13 protein-coding genes are annotated in these 15485 nt (G+C 71.9%); 1 reads left to right on the top strand and 12 read right to left on the bottom strand.

Annotated features, from left to right (window positions below):
- Window positions 1-7 precede the first annotated feature (7 nt).
- Window positions 8-337, bottom strand: a complete 330-nt coding sequence (locus FS641_RS04890; protein WP_144760746.1) for a hypothetical protein — start codon at window positions 335-337, stop codon at window positions 8-10.
- A gap of 4 nt (window positions 338-341) precedes the next feature.
- A complete protein-coding gene (locus FS641_RS04885; RefSeq protein ID WP_144760743.1) occupies window positions 342-1283 on the bottom strand; it encodes a hypothetical protein in 942 nt (313 codons plus the stop codon).
- A gap of 774 nt (window positions 1284-2057) precedes the next feature.
- On the opposite strand from FS641_RS04885, the gene FS641_RS04880 reads away from it, so the two are divergent.
- Window positions 2058-2327, top strand: coding sequence for a hypothetical protein (locus FS641_RS04880; protein WP_144760740.1), 270 nt, complete (start codon window positions 2058-2060; stop codon window positions 2325-2327).
- A gap of 8 nt (window positions 2328-2335) precedes the next feature.
- On the opposite strand, the gene FS641_RS04875 is transcribed toward FS641_RS04880, so the two are convergent.
- The 10 genes from FS641_RS04875 to FS641_RS04830 all read right to left on the bottom strand — a co-directional run bounded on the left by FS641_RS04875 (window position 2336) and on the right by FS641_RS04830 (window position 15310).
- Entirely contained in the window at window positions 2336-5968 is a 3633-nt protein-coding gene (locus FS641_RS04875) for a hypothetical protein (protein ID WP_144760738.1), read from the bottom strand.
- Entirely contained in the window at window positions 5965-6276 is a 312-nt protein-coding gene (locus FS641_RS04870) for a WXG100 family type VII secretion target (RefSeq protein ID WP_144760735.1), read from the bottom strand. Before FS641_RS04870 ends, FS641_RS04875 begins: the two co-directional genes overlap by 4 nt.
- The gene (locus tag FS641_RS04865; protein ID WP_186317578.1) at window positions 6273-6683 is read right to left on the bottom strand and encodes a WXG100 family type VII secretion target; all 411 of its coding nucleotides are present in this window, start codon (window positions 6681-6683) and stop codon (window positions 6273-6275) included. The genes FS641_RS04870 and FS641_RS04865 overlap by 4 nt, the downstream gene beginning before the upstream one ends.
- A gap of 65 nt (window positions 6684-6748) precedes the next feature.
- Window positions 6749-7039, bottom strand: coding sequence for a WXG100 family type VII secretion target (locus FS641_RS04860; protein WP_071299535.1), 291 nt, complete (start codon window positions 7037-7039; stop codon window positions 6749-6751).
- Between the two features lie 183 nt (window positions 7040-7222).
- Window positions 7223-8023 carry a hypothetical protein gene (locus tag FS641_RS04855; RefSeq protein WP_144760729.1) on the bottom strand — a complete coding sequence of 267 codons (801 nt, stop codon included), beginning with the start codon at window positions 8021-8023 and terminating at the stop codon, window positions 7223-7225.
- A gap of 13 nt (window positions 8024-8036) precedes the next feature.
- Window positions 8037-8366: a hypothetical protein gene (locus FS641_RS04850; RefSeq protein ID WP_144760726.1), complete on the bottom strand. Its 330-nt coding sequence runs from the start codon at window positions 8364-8366 to the stop codon at window positions 8037-8039.
- A gap of 51 nt (window positions 8367-8417) precedes the next feature.
- The gene (locus tag FS641_RS04845; protein WP_144760723.1) at window positions 8418-9137 is read right to left on the bottom strand and encodes a hypothetical protein; all 720 of its coding nucleotides are present in this window, start codon (window positions 9135-9137) and stop codon (window positions 8418-8420) included.
- Window positions 9134-9721, bottom strand: a complete 588-nt coding sequence (locus tag FS641_RS04840) for a zinc-ribbon domain-containing protein (RefSeq protein WP_144760720.1) — start codon at window positions 9719-9721, stop codon at window positions 9134-9136. Before FS641_RS04840 ends, FS641_RS04845 begins: the two co-directional genes overlap by 4 nt.
- A 52-nt stretch (window positions 9722-9773) precedes the next feature.
- A complete protein-coding gene (locus FS641_RS04835; RefSeq protein ID WP_144760717.1) occupies window positions 9774-14105 on the bottom strand; it encodes an FtsK/SpoIIIE domain-containing protein in 4332 nt (1443 codons plus the stop codon).
- On the bottom strand, window positions 14102-15310 hold the full coding sequence (locus FS641_RS04830) for an Ig-like domain-containing protein (protein ID WP_144760714.1): 1209 nt from the start codon (window positions 15308-15310) through the stop codon (window positions 14102-14104). The genes FS641_RS04835 and FS641_RS04830 overlap by 4 nt, the downstream gene beginning before the upstream one ends.
- Window positions 15311-15485: the final 175 nt, after the last annotated feature.

Raw genomic sequence — 15485 nt, 5'->3', positions numbered from 1 at the left:
TAGGAACTCACTCGGACGATGCGACCTCGCTCGTCAGGTTGTGGAGATCGGACGGGCGGACGAATGCGGTCACGCCCTGCTCGCGGTTCCGGAAACGGATCGGATGGCCGTCGTGCGCGAACACGGTGCCCGGCTCCGCGTCCTCGGCGCGGACCTCGACGGCCTGTTGCATGAGACCGCTCCAGGGCGCGTCGATCACGACTCGTCGTCCTTCCACGTCAGCCGTCGTCCGGATCCGTCGACTCCTGGACCTCGTCCCGCCGAATCCGTCGCCGACGATCCCCGCCCAAGTGGTTTCGCAGATACGGAATTCACTGTCGATCGTGTGGCGCAGCACCCGCTCAGCTCGGCTGACGGATCGTTCCGGGCCAGCCAGGGAGTTGGACCTGCTCGGTGTGCGCCGTGTCAAGGAGTTCGTGCGGCAGGTCGGCCTCGTAAACGCCAGCGTCGACCTTCGTCAACCCGAGCGCCTCCAGGATCTGGACGTTGTGCGTGAGGCTCGTGGCTTCGAGCACTGCGCCGGATCGGGTGTCGCGACGTTGACCGGTGACGCGGAAGTCGATGCCGTTGAAGTTCACCCGGACATCGAGTTCGAAGTACTCCTCGATTGCATCGAGCGCCAGATGTGCGACGTGCAATCCGTTGTCCGACGGCGAAAGGAATGGCGCCACGTCGGACCCACTGGCAACGACATCGACACCATCCTCGACGAGATCGGCGAGGAACACCTCCCCGGCCATCCGCGCAAGACCACCGGTGAAGCGGCTGAGGTCTCGCCCGTGGGCTGGCCGGCGAGCCTCGAGATCCTGCCGGAATGTCCATCCGTCCGCGACCCCTCCGTAACGAGCGAGGAACCTCGACGAGCCGCTGACCTCGTACCGCCACAACTCGGTTCCGACCGGCGGACGGTGTGTCGGTACCCAGTAGACCGGAACCGCAGGGCGGTCCAGGCCAGCGAAACCCGTACCGGTGAACGGAGGATGCTCGACGAACGTGCCGCCGTTCCGCTCTGCTTCCTCTGCGCTCGTGCCGCCGAGGGCTCGCTGGGCGTTGAGATTGGATCCCGAGGGGAATCGGAGGACGTCGACCTGGGAGAGTTCGTCGTGGAACGGTGAACCGGGGAAGCGCAGCCCATGGACGCTGAGGAGGTCAGGGATCCCAGCGACACCGCTGACGTCATCGGCGGGGATGACGTACCCGGCGATCCGCTCGTAGCTCGATCGGAAGATGGCGTCCGACATCGCAGGCGTGAGTGCCTTCTGGACGACCGCGCGCTCGCTCATTCGTGTGACCTCGGAATCGATCTCGGGTTTGTGACCACCCTAGGAGACGGATCGCCAGTGGGAAGAACCGTTCGTGTACGACGTGTGACGGAACCTGGCGTGCTCGTCAGGTGAGGACAAGTGATCGAGGTCGACGTACCGGACGTGTGCGACGGTCGGATCCGAGCCCGGCAGACGCCACGCATACCCGTCCGGAGCACGTTCGGGGAACGACTCGGATGCCTTGACACGGATCGAGTCCATGCGCCACGGCCAAACTGAGGCGTCGAGCTGGACGGGGACTCCCGACACTTCCGCTGTTGCGCCGAAGACCGGTGCCGCGGTGACGGCCGACCATGGCACGGCCGCAGACGCTCCGACCCGAGGGCTCGCTACGGAGACTCGTGGGAACTCCGGAAAGCTCGAGTCGAGCGCTGCGAGAGGGCCGTCCCGGTCCGGGAACCGGAGCGGGTACAGACGTCCGTCGACCTCGACCCATGTGCCGACGCGCACTCCGGGCGCAGATGCGCCACCCCAGACGACCGTCTTCGCATTCGTCGCGAGGAAGTCCTCCCGCTTCACCCACCCGCGCCATGCGCCGGTGCGTCCGAACGGCAGTCCACTGGCGGGCATCGGGCCGGACGACACGTGAAGCAACACTGCGTCGTCGTCTTCCGCCACCAGCTCCGCGTCCGATCCGCAGAAGCTCCCGAGGAGCGTCGTCCTGGAGAACACCGTCGGCAGGTCCAGAACCGGGAGCGCGCTGCGATCCAGAACCGGCCGTGAGTCGACCGGGTGCTGGACGACGATCCGTGTTCGCAGCCCGACGAGCTCTCCTTCGCGGTCGTCGAGCTCGACCAGGAAGTCACCGCTTCGATCGAGCAGCCGGGCGCCCGCACGTTCGACCTCTGCCTGGCCGCTCTGTCCCTCGCCGATCAGCCGGTCTGCGACATCGTGGGCCAGCCGGACCGACAGTCCGCGCCACCACGCGTAGACGTCCGCGAATGCGTCGATCTGCTGCGCAGCTCCCTCACGACCGACGACTCGCAGCGCGATCGGCCGTGAGACGGGAGTCACCAAAGCGGGAGCCACTCGCCCTCGGTGGGCGAGATGCGATGGAAGACGGCGAGCACACGATCCGGCTCCCCGGTGCGACGGACGGAGATCGTCGCACCGTCCGTGATCTCGGGCAACGTCCCCCACGGAACTCCGCCCTCGTTGCGTGCGCTGAACTCACGCGTGGCGTACCCGTCGATGCCGGCCCAACCGTTCCCGCGATACGGATTCGTCGAGGAGTCCGCTTCAGCGCCGCCGATCGGGAAGGGCTTCAGCGCATCTGCGACGCGTGCATCGAGGTGACCCCGGAAGTCCGATGCCGCGTCCGGGTCGAGGCCTGAGTACAGCTCGGTGTCCCGGTAGCCCTGCTCGATGACCTCGCGCCGTTGCGCAGTGGAGAGGTCGTCCCAATCCGGTCGTGCGGCCGCGACTTCCCGCACCATCTGGAGGGGCTCGTCTTCCGAGATGAAGCGAGCGGCGGTTGCGCTGCTCACCCGGTGGTCGAGGAAGAAGACGGGTTGGTCGGGCTGCCCGGAGTAGGGCGTGCCCGAGTAGTTCAGGCCCAGGCTCGCGCGGAACTCGTCCGCACGGGTCGTGGTCGAGGCCGACGCGCGTGCGTGGAACCCACGCGCGTTCGCGGGAGCGCCGTACTGCGATTCTTCGACAGGTCCGTACGAGTCGCGGGCTTCGAGGTCGAAACGTTCACCGATCGCTGCTTTGACGTCCTTCGGATCGAGGACCTTCCGGAGTTCCTCGCCGGGCAGGATGGTTCGGTCCGCATCGTTGAACGACGCGACGCGATCCAACTCCGAACGGGTGTACGTCGTGAGGTGCCGTGTACGGAGGTCCTCTCCGTTGATGGGGCCGTCAGAGCCCGCGGTGGCCGTTCCTCGTCCGCCAGCGGCCGCCGTCTCAGACTCCGTTGCCGACGTGGCGGGAGCGGCATCCTGTCCGTGCCCGCCCTGGCCGGCCGTGGAAGGCGCGGCGACGCGTGAGACCGACGGGTGCGTCGCGACCGCGCCTGCAGCAGCAGCGCCCCCTGCGCCCGCCAGGCCGTTCGAGCCGGCGCCGACGGGCGAGTGATCGTTTGTCCCGACCGCGCGGCCGGTGTCATGCCCTTCGGCAGGAGCTGAGACCGCGTTCTCGCCGGGAGCAGCGTCGCGGGCGATCTGCGATGGGGCAGCGTCATGAGGCGCCGAGCTCGGGTCGTGCGTGACACGCGACTCTGCCGATGCGAGGTCCGCGTGTGATGGCGCACCCGGATCCGCGACGTCCGAGCGGATGGTCCCAGCACTGAGGTCCTCGTGCGGAGCCGAGTTCGACGTCTCGCCTGCCGTGTGGGTTGCCTGCTCTCCGCCTTCCACCACTGTGGGCGACTCAGCCGAAGGATGCGTCTGTGTCGCGTCGACGTGCATCGTGGGGGCACTGTTCGCTCCGGACGTGGGAGCGTCGGCGGCCGCGGTGCTGTGATCAGCAGCGCTGCTGTGTTCAGCCGCGTTCGGCGTCGCGGGAGCAGTCGTGCCGTCGTGGGTGCCGCTCGGCTCGTGGCCAGACGCGGCGCCGCGCCCCACGGTCGTCTCGTGCGTCCCGGTGGTGTCGTGAGCCGGGGTGCCGTCGCTTGATCCTCCGTGCGACGATGCTGCCTCGTGCGGAGCGTTCGGCCCATCGGCGTGCGCCGACGTGCCGTCGTGTGCGGGCGTCTCCACGTGCGCGGGCGCGTCGACGTGGTCGACCGCCACGTGGCTCCCGGTGCCATCCGCGGTCGATCCGGAGTGCGCGGCCTCGTTCACGACGGGCGTCTGTGACCCGTCGATGTGCGGCCGCTCACCCGCGCCGTGCGCCGACGTGCTCGCCTGCGCGGACTCGTTCACGACCGGCGTCTGCGATCCGTCGACGTGCGGGCGCTCGCCGGCCGCAGCGTGGCTCGGCGTCGTCGACGCGTCCGCACCGGCGACCGGAGCCGAGTGCTCGATGCTCGGCGCGTGCGCAGCGGTGTCGGTCGTTGCTGCCGGCGACTCGTGTCCCGCAGGTGACTCGTGTCCCGCGGTCGTCTCGTGCGTGGCCGTCGTCGTGTGCGTCGCCGTCGGCTCGTGCGTCGCGGCCGGTTCGTGCGTCGCCGTGGGGTCGTGCGTCGCCGTCGCCTGGTGCGTCGCCGGCGCGTGCCCAGCCGACGAGCCGCTGTCCACGTGCGTACCGCCGTCCACGGCGGTGACGTCGACGTCGACGGTCGGGGTGGCTCCCGAGGAGTCGCCACCCCCGCTGACCGCATGCCAGCCCTTGCCGGCGGCGTAGCTGCCCGCGCCGATGGTCGCTCCGCCCACGGTGCCGAATACCGTCCCGTTGGCGAGCGACTGCAGGACGTTGAAGTGGTGGTGCTCCGGGTCCAGTGCGGCGGCGACGCCGTCCTGTGCCACGTTGCCGGCCGCGCCGCCGACGGCACCGGTCGCGGCGCTCTTGGCGCCCTCGACCGCGGTCGCCTTGAAGAACGACGGCGCGACGGCTCCGGCGGCGTCGCCCGCGGCGCTGCGGCCGAGGCGGTTCATCGCCGCGCCTCCGAAGCCGCCGAACACGCCGCCGACGACCGATCCGGCGGCGGCCGAGAGGATGTCGTTCATCGACGTGCCCTTGCCGTGCAGGGCGTTCACGATGATCGGGGCAGCGGTGCCGCTGATGGTGCCCTTGACCGTCTCGTACGTGAACCTCGTCACGAAGGAGCCGTGCTCGAGCTTCCGGAGCATGTTCGCGGCCTTGAGGAACTGCTCCGCGTGGATCTTGTTGAGGAAGGCGAGCTTCTTGATGACGCTGGCGATCCGGGTGGCCCAGGTGACGACGATACGAGCACCGTTGGCCGCTCCGGCGAGTGCGCCGAGGCCGAACGTGACGAACGAGAGCGCGATGCTGATGCCCACGTCGACCGCGAGCTCCGCGAGGAGCTGCTCGATCATCGAACGGATCTCCTCGGCCGCCTGGTCGTAGTTGGCCTTGATCTGCTTCAGCGACGCCGCGGCACCGGTGGCCGCCTCGGCCGCGGTGGTGATGTGCTCGGACATCGTGTGCTTCGCGGCGACGATCGTCGCCTTCTGGGGGATGTCCGCGGCGTTCACCTGGCCGAGCCCGGCGCTCAGCTTGCCCGACGCGGTCCGCATCGCCGACTCGTACTGGTTCCAGGACTCCGCCGCCGACGAGAGCTTGTCGGGGTCGCCCTGGGGCAGCTGGACGCCGATCGCCCGGAGGGCGTCCTGCAGTACGTCCTCGACCTTGCCCCAGCCGCCGGGCCAACCGGCCCCGAGCGACGAGGGGAGGTCGGTCGCGACGGTGTAGTGGCTCGACGGGATCGTGATGCCGGAACCGCCCTGCTGGCCCGCGCTGGCCATCTCGGCGTCCTTGTACGCCGAACCCGTGCCCGCGAGGAGCGTCTCGAACGCGGCGAGCATGCCGACGAGGTTCTTCGCGGAGGTCGCCGCGCTCTTCGCCTGGCTGTCGTAGACGTTCGCGAACTGCTCCGCGCTCTCGTCGTCGCCCGCCATCCCCGCGGTGCCGTGCAGCGCCGAGTGGAGCGTGCTCCACGCCGTCGCGATGTCGTGTGCGACGCCGGAGACGTCGTCGCCGTCGGCTGCGAGACCGAAGGCGTTGAGCCGGACCATCGTCATCCGCTGATCTCCCCCTGGAACTTGGACCACGACTGGTCGAGCGCGTCGATCGTGGCCTGGTACGTCGCCTCGATGGCGCGGGCACGCTCGTGGAGGTCACCCGCGGACGACGTCAGCGCCCCGGCACCGGCGTTCCACTGCTCGAAGCTGGCGAGGAACGCACTCATCGCCGGGCCCTGCCACTCGTTGGGCAGGATGTACGCGAAGCTCGTGGCGCCCTGCTGGAGCAACGCGCAGTAGTCGTGCAGCCGCTGCATGCTGTCGACGAGGTGGTGGAGGCTCTCCATGTCGGCCTGCTGGTCGCTCATGCGCCGTCCTCCTCGAGCTCTGCCCAGACCGCGTCGGCGCGCTGTTCGTCTGCGCTGACCCGGTCGGTGAGGCCGGACTTCTCGCGCGCTGCCTGCGGGGTGAGCTGGCTCCTGGTGTCGGCGAACGCGCCGCCGAGTGCCGTCTCGTTGCCGTGGTACGCCGTCTCCGCGCTCACCAGCCGCACCGCGAGGCTCTCGAGCACGCCGCGGAGCAGTGTCGCGCCCGCCTGGAACTCGCCCCACGTCGTGTGGAAGGCGGTGGCGTCCTCGCCCTTCCAGGCGGTGTCGACCACGTTCCGCACGGCGGCGTCCGTCTCGGAGATGTGTCCGTCGAACGTCGCGACCACGGATCGGAGCATCTGGGCGACTTCGCCGAGGCTCTCTGGCCGGACCCGGTACTGCACCATGTCGTTCCCCCTGCTGGAGCGGCGAGTCGTCCCCATGGGGACGACTCGCCGTCAGTGGTCGTCGATCAGCGGAAGGTGCCCGAGATCGAGTTCTCCGACTCCTCGTAGGAGAGGGCCGCACGCGAGAGCAGCTGGCTGATGCCCGCGAGCGACTCCTTCAGCTGCACCGCCGACTGGTCCCACTGCTGGTAGAGGTCCTGGAACGAGCCGGATGCTGCACCCGACCAGTCGCCACCGACGAGGCCGTCGACGAGCGACTTCAGGTTCTGCAGCTGCGACTCGATCGACTGCGAGCCGGACTGGAGCTGGTTCGAGACGCCTGAGAGCGACTCCGAAGTGACGCGGATGTCCGCCATGGTTCCTCCAAGAGACTTTCGTGTCCTGGGGCGATCGAACGACCTACCCCCCGATTGGTCCTGTCCCCCTTCTGAGGGGCAGACGGCAGCAGCCTAGCGGATGCTGCGCACTGCAGCAGATGCTACGCGGGCCGTCGGATGTCCGTCGAGCTTGCATTCGCACGCATCGAAGCGTCGAGCGCGTCAGGACCGTCCGACGAAGGGGTTGCCGGTCACGCCCTGCGGCTTCGGCGGGACGACACCGTCGACGGTGACACCGCTCAGCATGCTCGCGTACTCGGTGAAGTCGGAGGCGCCGAGCGACTCGACGGCGTGGATGCCCCTCGCCTGCGCCTGGACGAGGACGGCGGCCATGATCTTCTTCGTGTCGTCGAGCGAGAGCACCGAGTCGAGGTCGAGGACGTACTGCGCGAAGGCGGGGCCGTTCGCGTTCGGGAACGTCTCGAAGCCCTTCGCCCACCGCCGGTCGGTCACCTGCGACCGGAGGGACGGCGCGTCCTCGAGCATGAACCAGAGGTGTCTGGTCGCCTTGCCGTTCCCGGCCGCCCAGTGCTCGGCCGTCCCGGCCATGTTCCGTCGTCCGCGCTTCTGCGCCATCCGCGCGGACTCGTCGACCGCGAACACCGCGCGCACGCTGGTCCAGTCGATGAGCGGCACGATCGGCGTGTGCAGGCCGAGGTTCGAGACGCCGAGGAGCAGGCCGGGGGAGCCGCCGGCCGGCCGCAGGAGCGCGAGGCGACGCCGCAGGAGCACGAGGGCGAGGACCCCGCCGACGACGAAGAGCAGCACGCCGAGGATGATCGGGCCGAGGCGCCCCCAGAGCAGCACGAGCGCGAGCACCACGACGATGAACGCGATGAGCACGATGGCGTCGCGGAGGTTCCTGCGCTCGATCCTCCGGAAGCGCTCCGCGTCGTAGTGCACGTCGAAACGGCCCTCCTGCGCGAAGAACCCCTGCCAGCTCTGCCGGGTGGCGTCGTCCACTGTCGTCCTCTCGTTACCAGCCGGGCTGCCCGGCGCATGCGGCGGCCAGGGCGTTCAGTCCACGTTCCGGGTCCGAGAACGCCGCCCACACGCGCTCGCGGTCGCGGTGTTCCGCGCCGTCGACGATCTCGTCGAGCACGGTCGGCGCGGTCGCCGCCCACCGGGTGTACGCGGCGTCCTGGACGTCGTCCGCGCCCTGCGCGACGATCCGCTGGATCTCGCGGGCACGCTCGATGACCTCGACGAAGCGGATCGGGTTCACCTGGCTGCCCATCACGGCCTGCATGAGACCGATCACCGGTCCGCCCAGCATCGTGCACCGTTCGGCGAGTGCGTCAGCCACGTCGTCGTCCCCTCGGTTCCCCAGCGCGTGCGCGGTCCCGTCACGCGCGGATCAGCCTAACGTCCTGCCGTCGAAACCGGGGATCCGTGAGTTGGTGCGGTAGAACTCGCCCATCTCGGACAGGTCCGTGCTCCGTGAGGCCGGCAGGCCGCGCTGCGCGGCCGCGCTGCGCAGCGCGGCGTCGAGCTCCGCCGCGGCATCCGGCGTGTAGAAGGTGTCGCACGCCAGCTGGACCTGCCCGAAGTCGGGGGCCCCGCTCCGCGCCCAGAGCCTGACCCAGCGTCGGAACCGGCGCGGTTCGGCGCGTGCCCGGAGCGCGGGGCCGTCGGCGGTGCCGATGAAGACGAGGTGGTTCGACGAGCCGAGTCGGACGGTCCAGCGCTCGGCGATGCGCCGGACCCCGGTCGAGCGGGCCATCGCTGCGATCCGGCCCTCGTCGACGACCGAGTGCACCGCGACGACCTCGTCCCACGGCACGAGTCCGAGCAGCGGGAGCTCCACTCCGGCGTCCGACACCCGGATCGCACGTGCGGGGTCACCCAGGGTCTGTGCCAGCCGGTTGCGCCGGAGTCCGAGCGCGGCGAGCAGCCAGAACGCGGCGACCAGCGTGAGTGCGTGCGCCACGACGACCGGTCCCACCAGGCCGAGGGCGTTCGTCCCCGCCTCGGCCAAGACCACCACCGCGGGCGCCACGGTGAACGTCACCCGCTCGCGACGCAGCAGGGCGCGCCAGGCGTCGGGGTCCGGCCGGACGGTGACGACGTCCGTCACCGCACCCTCGCCCCCACCGACCCGAACCACAGTTCGTCCCCCGGGACCAGCTCCACCGGCAGACCCTCGGGGCACCGGTCCTCGCGGTCGCCACGCCGCAGCACGGTGCCGTTGCCCGACCCGCGGTCGACCACGCGCAACCCGGTCGGACCGAACACCACCGCGGCGTGCACCCGCGACGTGGACCGGTCCGGGTCGTCGAGCGCGAACGCCGCTGCCCCCTCCGCCGCCGCGATGTCCTCGGGACGTCGGCCGAGCAGGACGGTGCCCTCCCGCACGACCAGCGTCTGTCCGGTGGTGAAGACGAGCTGCGGCAGACCGGGGACGCCCACCGACGGGGCGGCGGCGATCCGGGCCTCCAGGCCCTGGGCGTCGGGACCGGCAGCACCAGCAGGTGGTGGCGGGACGGGAGCGACGGCAGGTGGCGGCGGGACAGACGCGGACGGCTTCGGCGGCACCTCGGACGTGTCGCTCACCGGCGCGGGCGTCGACCGCCGACCACCGGTCGCGAGCTGGCCGCAGGCCAGACAGAACATGCTGTTCGGACGGAGTTCGGCCCCGCAGTACGAGCAGCGTGCAGCCATGCCACCCACCCTACGGGAGGCCCGGATCGCCGCCGCAGGGAGCCCGCGGCGCTCAGGCGGTCGGGTCGGGCACCTGCACCTGCGTCCACAGACCGCGGCGGTGCACCGCACCACCGCCGGCCGGCTGCCGCCCGACCATCCACTTCGGCACCTTCTGCCCGAACAGCTGGGTCCCCTGCAGGGCGCTCGAGGGCGAGAGGACCATGCCCTCCTGGGTGCGCCGGACCTCGCCGTACGGGCCGCTGAAGGTCTTCGCGGCCGCGTCCGGGTTCGTCGCCACGACGAACACGAAGCGTGCGCGGTCGCCCATCAGCGAGTTCTCGAGCGGGGTGTTCGCGACGAGCTCGGCGTCGTCGATGAGCACCGTGACGGGGACGGCGGGGTCCTCGTACCGGCCGAGGGCCTCGGCGAGGTGCATGAAGCCCATCGGGTCGGTGAGGAGCGGCACGTCCGCCTCGCGCGCCCACTCCTGGAAGACCGAGGGCTTCGTCGCGACGGCGATGACCGGCCGGCCGCCCCAGACGAGCTGGTGCGCGATGGCGGTCAGCGTGGTGGACCGACCGGTGCCGCGCTCGCCGACGACCTGGAACCCGCCGGCGGCCGGCCAGTCGAGCGTGACGCGGGCGAGCTCGTCGCCGCCGACGCCGACGGTCGGGCCGTCCTCGGGGTGGTCGCCCGCGACGGGCAGGTCCTGCGCCTCGGCGAGGGAGATGCGGGACGGCAGGGCGTCGACGCGGAAGGGCGCGGGTCCGGTGGCGTCGGCCCATCGTTCCACCGAGGCGTCCACGGTGCTGCGCAGGGCCGCGGCCTGGGCCTCGGCGGAGGCGTCCTGCCCGAGGACGGCGAGCTGCGCCTCGCGCACGGTCGCGCCGAAGAAGACGCGTCCGGCGGGCACGGTCTCGGGGAGCTCGCGGACCATGACCCCCGCGCCGCGGTAGTCGTTCACGTCGCGCATCGGCAGCACGTACTGGTCGCTGATGAACCCGGCGATCCGGTCGGCGGCGACGGTCTTGTCACCGGTGACGACGACGCGGATGCCGGCCGCGGGGCCCTCGCGGAGGACCCGGGTCATCTGCTCGCGGATCGGCAGCAGGTCCTCGGGCTGCATGGAGCTCGTGGCGCGGTCCCAGCCGTCGACCGCGACGACCACGTAGGGCAGCGCGTCGCCGGGGGCGGCACTGCGGCGCTGCTCGACGATGGTGCCGACAGCCGCGCGGGACAGCACGCCCTGGCGGCGGCCGAGTTCCGCGACCAGGCGGTCCATCAGGCGGGGGAGTCGTGCCGGTTCGAGCGGCGTGACGACGGCCCCGGTGTGCGGTGCCCGGACGAGGGGGAGCATGCCGCCGTTGCCGTGGTCGATCACGTACAGGTGCAGGTCGGTCGGGCTCATCCGCTCGACGGCCTGGGCGAGGACGGTCCGGAGCGCGGTGGTCCGCCCGGACAGGGCCCCACCGAGGACCATCAGGTGCGTCCCCGCCTCGAGGTCCCAGGTCAGCGGCCGCTGGGTCTGCTGGCCGGGGACGTCCTCGACGCCGAGCGTGATCGTCGTCGGCGCGCCGGCCCCGCCGGCCACCTGCGACAGGGGCAGCAGCGACGGCAGCGGCATCAGCCACGGCGACGAGTTCTTCGGGATGCCGAGCGACTCGGTGGCCCGGGTCACGACGTCGACGAGCGCTCGGAGGTCGGTGTCGTCGTGGTCGACGGGCGCTGCCGCGTGCCGGCGGACCGGGAACCGGGGCGCGTAGCCGACGCCTTCCCAGTCGACCGGGGCGATCTTCGGCAGCTGGCGCTGGACGCGCTGCACGCCCTGGCGGATCCCGGCGACGCGGGCGGTCTGGAACCCGCTCGGCATCGCGCCGAGCCCGGCCCGCACGAACCCACGACCCGGTGTCGCCTGGCTGATGAGCGCCGCCTCGGGGGAGCCGAGCACGTCGGTGGAGTCGGCACGGTCGGTCACGCGGAGCGCCACGCGCAGGTTGATGTTCGACTGCATCTCGGGCGTGATCACCCCGGACGGCCGCTGCGTCGCGAGGACGAGGTGCACGCCGAGGGACCGACCGACGCGGGCGATGCGGACCAGCCCGTCGATGAAGTCGGGGTGCTCGGTCTTCAGCTCGGCGAACTCGTCGATCACGATCATCAGCCGGGCCAGGCCGTTCCGGGCGGCGGCGTCGGGGTCCTTGGACCACGCGGCGTCGACGTCCTTCACGCCGAGCTCGGGCAGTCGCAGGACGGTCTCGCGCCGCTTGAGCTCCGCGTCGAGCGAGGTCAGGGCCCGCTCGGTCTCGCGGGCGTCGAGGTTCGTCACCATGCCGACGGTGTGCGGCAGCCGGGAGCAGTCCGCGAACGCCGACGCGCCCTTGTAGTCGACGAGCACGAAGTTCAGCGCGTCCGGCCGGTTCGCCATCGCGAGCGAGACGACGAGCGCCTGCAGGAACTCGGACTTGCCGGAGCCGGTGGTGCCGGCGACGAGGGCGTGCGGACCGTCGGCGGCGATGTCGATCGCGAACTCGCCGTCGGCGCCGGCACCCACCACCACGTGCGTCCGCCGCGGCGAGCGCTGCCAGCGGGCCACGATCGGCGCGGGGTCGTCGAGGTCGACGCCGAGCAGGTCGACGTAGCGGACGCTCGTCGGCAGCATGCCCTCGTCGCCGACGCCGGAGACGTGCCGGATCGAGCAGAGGCTGCGGGCGATGCGCTCGGCGGTGGGGACGGAGAGCCCGTCGAGGAGCACCGAGGCGTGGTACTCGGCGTCCGACTCGAGTCGGGCGAGCGAGCGGTCGTCCGCGTCCACGGCGACCACGGTGCGGGACTCCTCCGGCAGGCGGGCGCGGTCGCTGTCGATCGCGACGACGTGCACACCGACCTGGGCGCCCTGCTCGAGCACCTGCACCATGCCGGGGAGCGTGCGGTACTCGCGGGCGCCGTCGACGACGAGCACCACGTCGGTGTCGAAGTCCCTGGCGCTGACCGACGAGCCCGCGCGTGAGCGGATCTGCACCAGCGCGGCGAGCTCACGGACGCGCTCCCGACGGGCGTCGTCGGTGTTCCCGATGAGCGCGAAGGCACCGTCCTCGGCCTGCTGCGTGTGCGGGAGCCACTGCGTCCACTCCCAGCCGGCCGCTCCCTCGTCCCCGCACACCACGACGATGCGGGTGTCCCGCGGTGACCTGAGGGTGGCGACGGCCGCGAGCATCGACCGGACGAGTGCCCGGGTGACGTCCTCCGGCCCGGCGATGCCGACGACGCCGGCGGACAGGTCGACGTCGACGGGTGCCGGGGCGACGCCGACGTGGTGCGGTGCGGCGTTCTTCGCCTTCCCGCCCTGGAAGTTCGCCTGCAGCGGGACCTCGGCGACGCCGACGCGCACGTGCAGGGCGTCCGCGTCGCGCTTCCGTCGCTCCCACAGGCGGGCGAGCGGCCGGGTGGCGATGTCCCGGACGACCACCGGGTCGACGCTGCGGTACCAGGAGTCGAGCCGCTGCTCACGCACGAGCTGCGCGATCCGGACCCGGGTGTCGGCGATGTCCTGCCGCCACTCCTCGAACGTCTTCACGCCTTTCTTCTTCGCCCGCGAGCGCTGGGTCAGGAAGGTGCCGACGACCATCACGGGCGAGGCGGCGGCCATCATGAGCATGATCGGCCGCGCGAACACGAGAGCCATCGTCACGCCGAGCACCACCGGGATCACGGCGGACAGCCACGGCATCGGTGTCTTGTCGACGTCGTCGGGCTGGTCCCCCGGCAGGACCACGGTCGGCGGGGTCGCCGGCGGCATGATCCGGGAGCTCCGGTTGAAGCCGCGCATGCCGACCTCGTCCGGCGCCAGGTCGGCGTCGACGTACGGCTCGACGCCGATGCGGAACACCGAGCTGCCGATCTGCACGACGTCGGCGGGGACGACGTCCGCGCTGCCGGTCACGGCACGGCCGTTGACGACGACACCGTCTGCGCCGTCCATCACGCTGAGCACGGCGCGCAGGGGACCCGGCACCGCGGGCGTCGGCAGGTCGTCGGGGGCGCCGTGGTCGAGCGCGAGCGTCGCGTGGTGGGGCTGCAGGAACGGGTCGGCGACGCAGAGCTCCATCGCGCCGGAGCTGCCGATCCGCAGGGGGCCGTCGAGGGGGAGCGGCACGGTCTCGCCGGCGAAGGGCCCGCCGACGACCTCGAGTCGCGGCCGCCCGGGCGGCAGGTCGCTCGGTGCCCGGGCCGGCAGCGTCGACCCGTTGAGGATCCCCGCCTCGACGAGCGGGGTCTCCGGCGCGGTCCCCGGCGCGATCGACGCCGGGTCCACCCCGAGGCCCGCCGCCACCTCGGCGACGCTCGTCACGTCGGTCGCGTCGACCACGAAGGTCGCGTCCTGCAGGCTGAGGCGGAGCGTCATCGGTTCCCCTTCGTGATGCGGTCGAGTGGTGCGGTGAGCGGCGTGAGGAGCCCGGTGGACCGGCCTCCGGCCGCGGTGTCGTCCTCGGACGGCAGGGTCCGGACGACGCTGCGGGCCGTCGTCGTGCCGGTGCCGGCCTGGAGGCCCGTGGCCGGGTACCGCGCGCCGCGGTCGTCGTCGGACGCGACCGTCCCCGCCGCGGTGGCGGCCGTCCGTGCAGCCTCCTCGGGGAGCACGGTCACCGTCCCGGTGGCCTGGTCGCCGGCGGCGGTGCGGACGTGGAAGGAGAACTGGTCGGCAGCGGTCATCGTGCCCGTCGGACGGTAGGCCGCGGTGCCGTCGTCGGCGCAGGTCACCGTGCCGGCGACCGGGTCGCCGCACCCGTCGACCGTCACGGCGCCCTTCCCGCTGTGCACCAGGTCGTGCAGGTCGAGCGTCACGGTGCCGTCGGTGCCGAGCCGCCGCACGACGTCGTCCGCCGTCAGCCCGCTCGCCCCGGCCGCCACGAAGACGACCCGCACGGTCGCGGACCCGGCGCGCCCCTGGTCGTCGGTCGCGCGCACGCGGACCTTCGCCGTGCCGGTCCAGTCCGCCGGAGCGCGGACCAGCAGCCCGGTCGCCGTCACGCTGGCGACGACCCCGGACGGCCCGGCGGTGATGACGCGCATCCGCGGGCCCGCGGCACAGCCGTCGCAGCGGACGTCGAGGTCGGACCAGGGGACGGACGCCGTGCTGCCGGCGGCGAAGGGCCAGTCGTACGTCTGTCCGTCGAGCGACGGCGCCACCGGCGGTGCCATCGACACCAGGTAGGTGACGTCGAGGTCGAACGCCGCGGAGTGCAGCGGCACGGTCATGAGCACCGTGCCGAAGTCCGTCCGGTACCCGTCGGACGTCAGCGAGAGCGAGTCGCCCGAGCACGCCATCGAGACGCCCGTCGGCACGTTCACGCGGCCGCAGTCGGCGACCGACCAGCCGTCCCCGAGCGCCACGTCGACCTTCCCCCGGTACGGGACCGACACCCGCACCGGGTCAGCACCCGTCGCCGCCGGGTCGGCCGAGCCGGCCGCCCGCGGAGCGTCGGCGGCCCACGCGACCGGTGCCGGGCCTCCCGTCAGGGCCAGCACACCGACCGCAGCGAGCGCGACGGACGCGAGCACGGCACCGAGCCGCCCTCGTCCAGCCGTCGTCGCACGCCCCCGGAGCACGCCCTCATGATAGGCGGGCTCCACCTCCCCGACAGGTGCCGCCCACCACCGAGCCCGTCGACATGCCGCTCGGACCGGAGGAGCTCCGCGTCGGGCGCGAGTCCCGCGAGCAGGACACCGTCGTCACGTCGCACTGAACTCCTTCCCCGGAGAACTCGCGTGGTGGCTGCAGCGC

Source organism: Curtobacterium sp. 9128, assembly GCF_007673775.1.
Taxonomy (GTDB): domain Bacteria; phylum Actinomycetota; class Actinomycetes; order Actinomycetales; family Microbacteriaceae; genus Curtobacterium.
The sequence above is the reverse complement of the archived record's forward strand: the minus strand, read 5'-3'. Positions and strand labels throughout refer to the sequence as shown.